We start from the raw sequence: 9,023 nt of genomic DNA, 5'->3' as shown, positions 1-9,023 counted from the left end.
TTTTCCTCCTATAAATTTGTATATTCTGACACAATAGGTTCTGCATAAGCTGTAAATTTTAGCCTAGAATAAAAATATGGATTAGCCTGATCACTATAAAAAGCAACCTTGATTTCTTTATTCTGTTCCAATACAAACTCCGCATTCCCAATATTATTTTTAACTCTTGTTGTTTCTTCAAGAAGTTTTCCGGCTATATATCTAGCCATTTCTAAATTTTTTAGATAATCCTCTTCTTTTTCCTCTTTCGTCCCAACCCAAATTTCAAAATCAGAAAAAGCGTTATAATATCCAACTCCAGCTCTATCCTGTCTAAACTCTAATGCTCTTAAAATTACAAATGGGAAATAATCGTTTGTCTTTTTTCCGTTTTCTCTATCTTCAAAGCTATTTGAAGGTAAGAAACCTCTATAAACATTAAATCCTTTTTCTTTCATTATTTTTTTAAGAAACTCATAAATCTTTTTTTCGGTATGAATCATTATTCCAATATCCTTCCAAGTTCGTAGTCTATTCTCATATTAAACTTCTCTTCCATAAATCCTTGCAAGTAATCAAGAATACTCATTTCTCCAAGCATTTGAGGGGCAGATGGTCCCATTCTACGTTTTATTGGCAAAGATTTTCCTGTTTCTCTTGTAAATGCCCCCAATCTTCCGTCAGAATAAGCGATAAAGGCATTTGGTAAATCTCCACCTTCTCCTTTTTTGACTACTGCTGAAACCATTGTTTTTCTTCTTGTTTTTGGATTTAATTTGAAATGATCTAACCCAATCATTCCCCCTTTTGAATTTATTTTTCCAACCAAGTTTCCTGGACTGGCATTAAATACGTTTATTGATTCTGCCAATTTTCCTCTTGCAACAGTATACATTGCAGTAGTTCTTCTCATTTGTTCCGTTTTCGTCATCGCAAGAGAACGATTTACTGCAAATGCTACAGCTTTTGGAAATTTATCAGGAAATTGACTCAATGCACTTTCTACTTTTTCCAGTTGATGTGGATCTAATTTTACATCAAACATTTAGACCTCCTCATATTTCGCCAAATCTATCTCATGCATCCCCATATCAAATTTACTTAGCATAACTTCATAAGTTTCTCCATCCAATGTCATCATTTCCCCTGGATGCGGCTTAATTTTTAAATCCTTTTCTCCAACAAAGACTGTAAATCCTTCCTGAAAAGTTCCTTCTTCCTGTGTAATAAGCCCATTTTTCTGCTTATTCTGAAAATTTTCCTCATCAATCACACATTTAATTTCACGTCCATTAAAAGTATGCGTTGTACCAAATTCATCAATATTCAAAAATACATTTTCAATATCATTGGCAACCATTTCTTTAAAATTCATAATTATCACCTATTTATTTTTATTCTTTTTATCTTCTTTATCATCTTTTTCTATATCTTGATTATCTTCATCAACTGAAGTTTTAGATACTACTTTTTCAGCAGTATCCTTTATTTCTTCAATTAATTCTCTTTCAAGACAGCTTTTTACAACTGATTTTTCCAAAATATCCACTTCTGCCCCTGCTTCATAACTAACGCCACTATAAATCAAAGGCTTTAATGCTCTATACTTCATCACAACCTCCTATTTAACCTTCAGTATTTTTATAGCTTCAATATCGTATACAACTGGCAAAGGTCTTGATTCAGTTCTGATTTCTACAGTGTTAGATTTTGAATCTTCATCAGTAAATACTGAACGTTCTGCCACAATTATTCCTTGTTTCACATCTGCCGCTGGTCCGTACATAATTTTATTGTTACTTGGTGCTAATAGGACTTTCCCTTCAGGAATTAAATCCTTATCACTATAAGTTTTTCCATCAGCATTTAATACAGAGTATTGAGATTGATAAGAATAAATTGGCAACCCAAAAGGTGCTATTGTTCCAATATAAACGGCTCCTGCTGCTGTTTCTCTTGGATTTACTTCTCCTACATTATAATTTTTTACATCCAACAACTTCTGAATTTTGTCGTTATCTACAAATAATTTTGCTGCCACAGGATCCATTAATATCATTTCGGGTCTTAATCCCGTAACTTTCCCAATTTTTGTTATAGCTGCCTGTAAATCTCCAATTATATCCGCATTAGGCTGCGTCCATAGAGTAGCAGGAGTAATTTCTTCAACTGTTCCGAATTTTATTTCTCCTTTTATTCCTTCACCTTCCACAATTACTTTTCCGTTAAACAATGCTTCAGTACACATAATTTCTTCACGTCTTGTAATTTGTTCCTCAAATTCTGCAAACGATTCAGCAAGCAAGTCCGCTTTTCGTTCTTCAGGACTTTTTCCACCATATATAGTTTCTCCTGCCGTTTTATTAAAAAATAACTCAAAAGCCGAAAAAGTTCTTTTTGGTGCTACTTTTGGAGCTTGAAAAAATTTACTTTCATAAGTGTTCTTTACCATTTCTGTTCCTGGAATAAATTCAGATACAAAAGGTGCAACAAGCTGTCTCCCTTTTCTAAATTCTATTTCCATTTTTTGATTTTCTGATGTTTTTCTATTTTTAAAATAACTGTCTTTTATAAATGATTTTGGTCTAATCACATTTTGGTCATACAACCCAATAAATTCTATTACTGCTGGCATTATTCCTTACCTCCTAATCCTTTTATCACAATCCCTTTATCTCTAGCTGCCTTTGTAAAGCCTGCTTTCTGTGTTCCTGCTTTCACTTTCAGCCCTTCAAATATAAATTCTCCTGAAATAGCTACAGTTGTTTTAGTTTTTGCAGTTGTTCCATCCGCGTCTTCCATAACTATTCCAAACAAATCCGTCCCATCCGAAAGTTCAGCACCTGCATTTACAGCGTCTCCTCTTTTCACATTCTTACCTTGTGGCACTTCAAATTCCATATATTTATGCCCTGTACCACTTAAAAACTGTTCGCTGGCATATTCATTGCCTTTTGTTACAAAATCCATTATTTGCCCTCCTCTGTTTTTTTATTCATTAAAGAAAAAATGTTTGAAATGTTCACTCCCATAAATTTTTTCTCTTCATTATTTTCCGCTGTACCATTATTTGGAACTGGCGGTGTAAAATTATTTTGACTATCATTCTTAATATTTTGTAATTTCTTAATTCTTTCTTCCTTCTGTTTATTCAAAATATTTACTGCCAATACACTAGCTTCTACTGGCTCATTATATTTAGCATTTTCAATAAGTTCAGAATAATTTGATACATCCAAGTTATCAATTTCTCTCATTCTTTCCCTTTCTTTGGTTATTCCAGCTTCCTTACCTTCATTGAAGATTTGATTGTAAAGTTCTGGAAATTTGTTTTTTAACTCTTCTAACGTCATATTTCCTCCTTCATTTTTTTGATTTTCTGTCGAATTTAATATATCTCTAAATTTATCAGCTATTTCTTCAGGACTTCCTGTACTATTTACAGAAATATTTATAATTCTTGGATCTTGATTTTTCTTTTCTTTAAAATTTTTAAATCTTGAAATATCAAAAGCCATATTGTTTATAATCAATTTATTCTCAATAACTTCTTTTTCCACACTTTCATCTAATATTTCATCAACAAATCCATATTCCTTAGCTTCTTCTGCGCTCATCCAGGTTTCATTATCCATTAATTCCGACAATGTTTCCTTATCAGTCTTTGCTTTATTTAGATATGTCTCGATAATGCTATTTTTAACTTTATTTAGCATTTCAAGCGTTTTTTGCATATCTTGATTATTTCCGTAAGCAAAAGTAATTGGATTATGAACCATAAACAAAGCATTTTTAGGCATTTTTACAATATCACAGGCACTCGTTATGATAGTTGCCGCACTTGCTGCCAATCCATCTATATTTGCTGTTATTTTAGCCTTATGATTTTTAAGAGTATTCGCTATTGCTACAGCACTAAATACACTCCCACCTGGACTATTTATATGCAAAGTTATGTTTTCCACGTCACCAAGATTTTCAATGTCCTGTTTAAACGCCTTATCAGATATATCATCCCAATATTCATCACTTCCAATACTTCCATAAAGTATAAGTTCAGCTGATTTTTCTTCATCATTCTTCATCACGTTCCAAAATTTGAGTTGTTTCGGCATTCAACACCACTCCTTTCTCTGTTAATAATTTATTTTCCTTTGCCAAAATTCTTACATTCTGCTCAAAATCTCCGCCATTAAGTTCGGCTGTTTCTCTCGTCCTAGTCGATAATCCATTATTGATTCTTATAACTGCCGCATTAGCCTCTTTTAACGGATCTATTTGTCCTTGAGACGGTCCGTTCCATTGAGAGCCACACCACGCTTTGTCTATAAGAAAATCAGTTCCATAATTTTTAAGTTCAACTCTACCTAACAAATACGCTTCGTTTAACCATTCCTCATAAACAGGCTGGGTAAAATTCTCTACAAACCATTCACGTCTTTTCCTAAACATTTTCCACGCTTCCAGAAGTGCTGCACGACTTGCTGAATAACTTGCTGTAAAATGCTTTATTAAAAGCTCATATGGTACTTCTAAGGCACTTCCTATCTGTCTTAAAATACTTGTAACAAAAGGGTCAAACTGTGCATTAGGTCTCCCTGGATTAGTAGCTTTCGCTTTTTCTCCTGGATTAAGTCCTACAACCATTCCTGGTGCAAGTTCTATAGTAGTTTCATCTTCTGAATCTACCAGCAAATCATTTTCAACTGCTTCTAGTTCACCTACATCAGCACCGCTCGAATTTTCGGCATCGCTTTCAATAAAAATTGCATACATTCCGCTTATAACTGCTGCCATTAGTTCGGCTTCAGTATAATTCCCAAGCTGCTTTAAATTCTCAATAACTGGAGATAATATCGGAATTCCTCTTACTTGTTCAGGTCTTTCTGTGAAAAGAAGATGTATTATATTTTTTTGATTTTCACTTCCATAAACTTTTATAAGTTTCTCGCTTACTCCCCCAGTTGCGTCTAATGGATGTTCAGATGAAACATAATAGCCTTCAATTCTTCCGTTTTTATCTATTTTCACACCTTCGACTACACTTTTATCTGAAATCATATTGTTTGGAGTATATATTCTGTCAGGTTCTAAAATTTCCAGTTTTAAACTGTATGGATTTTTTGGAGTTTCAAAATAATTTAATTTTATAAAACATTCTCCATTCATCAGCACTGTCAAAAATACAAGTTCCTGGATCTGATAAAAGTTCATAGTCCCTAGATTATCAATCTTGTCTTTAGACCAAAGTTCAAATTCTTTTTCAATTAAACTTTCTATTGCTTCGGCTTCTTCATCACTAATACCTATTGTTTCGTTATCAATAGCGGACTTTAATTTTAATCCGCTCCCAACGACATTCGTATTAATAGTTTTCAACGCCCCAGTAGCCACAGAAGTTCCCATATATAAATCTCTCGAACGTTCAATCAACTTTTTATGGTTCTTATAAATATCCTTTTTTACTCCGCCGCCAGCACTTTGCCAGCCTAGCATTGATTTTTTAGTAGTTGAAGCACCGTGATTTGAATATCCAGTATTAAGAATTTCTAATTTTCTTCTTGCTTGAAACCTTTTAAGTCCTTTTTCCGGATTAAATGCCGTTACCAATTTATCAATAAAATTCATAAAACACCTCCTTTTCTGCTAAAGATTTCTAGGCACACCTCTTCTCACTCTCCTGTTGCCTTTGCCATTTATTTTTTGAAGTTCATTTTCCCAGTAAGCTCTTCCTTTTCTTATTGCATCTATTCCCATTCGAGTAAGTTCCCTAGTTCCAATTTTATAACTAGTTCCAGCCAAAGCCGCTCGTTCAGCTTTACCGTATTCAACAATCATTTCTAAAATATATTCTCTTGAATAATTTGATTTTCCCATTTTCTAAATTCCTTTCGACAATATTTTTCTTTTTGTTTGCACTTTTGGCCTTTCTGTAACATCAATCAAATATTTTTTACTCAAATCAGGATTAGCTATTTTTAACGCAGCATAAGCATAATTTCTAATATCCAACGGTTCATTCCTTTTAGTTCCTGTAACAACCCACTTAGTTTTTCTTACTCCTTTTTCAAAAGTTGTAATCTTAACTTCTGCAGTCAATCCTTTAAAGTATGTTTCATCATACCCTCTTTCTGCATTATCCGGAAAATGCATATATCTTGGTCCAGGTAAATCAATTCTTAATCTGGCCATAATAGTTTCTTTCCCAGTATCAGTATTTAATACAAATAGCGAAATTTGTCCTTTATTTGTTTTAGTTGGCCTTGTAATAAACGGCTTACCTTCCACACTTCCACCTTTTACTCCAAATATTCTTTTAATTTCACGAGGTTTCACAAATCCGTAAGTTGACATTGTGTGATTTCCTCCTGTGTCAATACAGGTGCATATTATTTTTATTTTCTGTCCGTTAGAATAGGTAAATTCAGTATCCAAGAATCTCTCAAGCTGATTCCACACATGAGTTTCTGCAGGATTTCCTATGAATACTTTATAATAAATCCCCCAGCTTTCTTCATCAGATCCCCAGCCTACAACTTCACATTCCAATCTATCATCTTGAACATCAACTCCCGCAGTCAAAACGTTTACTTTTTCAGGAATTTCGCAGCCATAATGTTCTTTTCTGTGAGATATTTTTTCAAAATCTATTTTATCTCTTTTTTCCTCAAAAGTTTCACCTAATGCAGTATTAGTGAAAACCTTCATAAGTTGAACATCGCCTTTAGATTCCTTGAATTTTTTTATTATACTTTTCCAAGTCGAAAAAGGACTATACAATTCACTAATATGAAATCCTCTTACTGCTTTCGGATCAATTTCAACATTTCCCGCAATCCATTCTCCCTCTTTCATATTTTTTTTCCATTCGTATTCACTTGAAACTTCAAGGCAATCTTGACATTTGTGTCCAATATTTTCAAAAACAATATTTTTCCATTCTAATCTTTGCATTGTTCCACATTTTGGACAAGGGATATAATATTCTTCCTGTGTACTGTTTTCATACTCCTGTTCTATTCTTGATTCTCCTCTTACTGTTGGCGTACTTGTTAAAACAATTTTTTTGTTCCAAAATGTTTTTGTTCTCTCAATTGCTAAATTTAACGGATCACCTTCACCCTTTACATCATTTGGAAATCTATCAATCTCATCTGCCAATAATATCCGTATTGGTCTACTCGCAAGTTCAGCTGCTGAATTACTTCCAGTTAAAATAATATATCCACCTGGAAAATCTTTTTGAGTTTTAGTATCTCTTGACGTTTCATTTTCAATTATTTTACTTTTTAATTGTGGTGTGCTAAGTATCATGTCATTTAATCTTGTTGTCGCAAAATCTTCTGCCATTTTTTGAGTCGGCATTAAAAACATTATAGGAGCAGGGTCATAATCTGCATGATGTCCAAAAGTATTCAATAAAAGTTCTGTTTTGGATAATTGAGCTCCATACATCATTATCACTTTTTCTGTTTGTTTATCAGATATTGCTTTCATCACTTCTCTTTGAAACGGTACTCTATCAGTATTCCACCTACCTGGTTCCGCAGAAGTTTTGGAACTTAATATTCTATAATTGTCTGCCCATTCATCAATCGTTAATTTTGGCGGTGGCTTTAATACCGAAATAATTTTTTTAAACAAATTATTTGCTTTTTTTAGGTCTGCCTCTCTTTTTCGGGTTGTCATTTTTCTCTTCCTTTAAATTTTTTTTAATTGATTTAGTGCTTAAATTCTCTTCATCCTCATCTTCATCAATATAATTTTTACTTTTAAACATTTCAGGACTATATTCACTTAATTCTGTCAAAGTATCAGATATTCCTGTTAAAATGATGTCCTGTATTTCTCCCAAGTTATCACAAGCAATTACAGCAGGTGCTAATTTATTAGGCAATGAAAGCAATTTTCCCTTTATATTGACAAGCATACTCGTCATTACTTCTTCAATTACTCCCGCCGGATGTAATTGATTCTTTAACTCCGATATTTTCAAGGCTTTCAATTCTGTATCTTTTTTTATTTTCTTTATTTCTTCCCTAATTTTTTCGTCTTTCAAATCTACATCTGCATCATTTTTTAACTCCAGATACTCAATATATGAATGAATACTTTCCAAAAATAAATATTTATTTTGTCCGTTTTTTTTGATAACATTTTCCTCTGCCAAACGCCTTAGATGCCTTTCACTCAAATTCAATATTTTAGCCAATACAACACCTTTTACAACCTCGTCATATTTCGCTTCCATTTTCACCTCCTATCGGACAGGACATGAACTTAAAAAAAATTCATATCGGGATGTTTTCTGGCACTCGCCAGACCCACGACCCAAAAAAATCTCCCAAAAGTACCTTTTTTTTATTTCATTTTTTCCTTTACTTTTTGTGTCAATTCCCTGTACTCTCTTTCCATTTTCCTTTTCTTTCTCAAACTCTCTTTACATCTATCAAGATACATATCATATATCTTAATCTTCACATTATTTATCTTTGTATCCAGTTCATCATTTATATTCTCAAGGTTTTCTAAAAGGGTAAGGCCCTCATCAATACTTTTCTCAATATATTTTCTTAGCCATCTTCCCAAATAATTTATAGAAATTATTAATATTAATGTTATTACTAAGTAATAAAATATAATTGCTATGACTATCATAATTTCAATTCCTTTTTTAGTTTTTTAGACAAAAAAAAGAGCCATTAAACAAATAGACTTATTTTAAAATCTATTCATCTAATGGCTCATATATCTATAGTCTTGCCTATTCAATTGTAGTTTAATGATGTAAACTTCTTACAATATATTTTTTTTTAGTAAGTTTCCCTTTATTGAAAACAATTCTTATTTCACATTCCTTCTTCGTTTTCTTTAAAGTTAGAATGTCGTCAAGTAAATATTTTATGTCTAAATCCTCTTCAATTAAGATTTCATATTTTTTATTCACATTACCTCCTAATTATACCTTATTTCCCTGTTTTTTTCAATCCTATTTCTTCAAAATATTTCTCTTTCAACTCATCGAAGTTCATTTCATTTATTTC

13 protein-coding genes are annotated in these 9,023 nt (G+C 32.5%); all 13 read right to left on the bottom strand.

Annotated elements, in window-relative coordinates; genetic code table 11:
* Positions 1–8 precede the first annotated feature (8 nt).
* A complete protein-coding gene (locus tag ACZ5B9_RS05835) occupies positions 9–482 on the bottom strand; it encodes a hypothetical protein (protein ID WP_021744370.1) in 474 nt (157 codons plus the stop codon).
* On the bottom strand, positions 482–1,024 hold the full coding sequence (locus ACZ5B9_RS05830) for a hypothetical protein (protein WP_464423749.1): 543 nt from the start codon (positions 1,022–1,024) through the stop codon (positions 482–484). Before ACZ5B9_RS05830 ends, ACZ5B9_RS05835 begins: the two co-directional genes overlap by 1 nt.
* On the bottom strand, positions 1,025–1,354 hold the full coding sequence (locus ACZ5B9_RS05825) for a hypothetical protein (RefSeq protein WP_464423748.1): 330 nt from the start codon (positions 1,352–1,354) through the stop codon (positions 1,025–1,027).
* Between the two features lie 9 nt (positions 1,355–1,363).
* A complete protein-coding gene (locus ACZ5B9_RS05820) occupies positions 1,364–1,591 on the bottom strand; it encodes a GTP-binding protein LepA (protein WP_464423747.1) in 228 nt (75 codons plus the stop codon).
* A 9-nt stretch (positions 1,592–1,600) separates the two neighbouring features.
* Positions 1,601–2,614 carry a major capsid protein gene (locus tag ACZ5B9_RS05815; protein ID WP_464423746.1) on the bottom strand — a complete coding sequence of 338 codons (1,014 nt, stop codon included), beginning with the start codon at positions 2,612–2,614 and terminating at the stop codon, positions 1,601–1,603.
* Positions 2,614–2,949, bottom strand: coding sequence for a hypothetical protein (locus tag ACZ5B9_RS05810; protein ID WP_464423745.1), 336 nt, complete (start codon positions 2,947–2,949; stop codon positions 2,614–2,616). Before ACZ5B9_RS05810 ends, ACZ5B9_RS05815 begins: the two co-directional genes overlap by 1 nt.
* Positions 2,949–4,094 (bottom strand): head maturation protease, ClpP-related, encoded by a 1,146-nt coding sequence (locus ACZ5B9_RS05805; protein ID WP_464423744.1) that lies wholly within the window; start codon positions 4,092–4,094, stop codon positions 2,949–2,951. Before ACZ5B9_RS05805 ends, ACZ5B9_RS05810 begins: the two co-directional genes overlap by 1 nt.
* Positions 4,054–5,607, bottom strand: a complete 1,554-nt coding sequence (locus tag ACZ5B9_RS05800; RefSeq protein WP_464423743.1) for a phage portal protein — start codon at positions 5,605–5,607, stop codon at positions 4,054–4,056. Before ACZ5B9_RS05800 ends, ACZ5B9_RS05805 begins: the two co-directional genes overlap by 41 nt.
* A gap of 18 nt (positions 5,608–5,625) precedes the next feature.
* Positions 5,626–5,856 carry a DUF6148 family protein gene (locus ACZ5B9_RS05795; protein WP_021744362.1) on the bottom strand — a complete coding sequence of 77 codons (231 nt, stop codon included), beginning with the start codon at positions 5,854–5,856 and terminating at the stop codon, positions 5,626–5,628.
* A gap of 3 nt (positions 5,857–5,859) precedes the next feature.
* A complete protein-coding gene (locus tag ACZ5B9_RS05790; protein WP_464423742.1) occupies positions 5,860–7,668 on the bottom strand; it encodes a phage terminase large subunit family protein in 1,809 nt (602 codons plus the stop codon).
* A complete protein-coding gene (locus ACZ5B9_RS05785; RefSeq protein ID WP_021744360.1) occupies positions 7,625–8,230 on the bottom strand; it encodes a hypothetical protein in 606 nt (201 codons plus the stop codon). The genes ACZ5B9_RS05790 and ACZ5B9_RS05785 overlap by 44 nt, the downstream gene beginning before the upstream one ends.
* 110 nt (positions 8,231–8,340) lie before the next feature.
* Positions 8,341–8,637, bottom strand: coding sequence for a hypothetical protein (locus ACZ5B9_RS05780; protein WP_464423741.1), 297 nt, complete (start codon positions 8,635–8,637; stop codon positions 8,341–8,343).
* A gap of 121 nt (positions 8,638–8,758) precedes the next feature.
* Positions 8,759–8,926, bottom strand: coding sequence for a hypothetical protein (locus ACZ5B9_RS05775; protein ID WP_464423740.1), 168 nt, complete (start codon positions 8,924–8,926; stop codon positions 8,759–8,761).
* Positions 8,927–9,023 lie beyond the last annotated feature (97 nt).

Source organism: Leptotrichia sp. SK-5, assembly GCF_055387215.1.
Note: the sequence above shows the minus strand (reverse complement) of the source record. Positions and strands in the feature narration are given on the sequence as shown.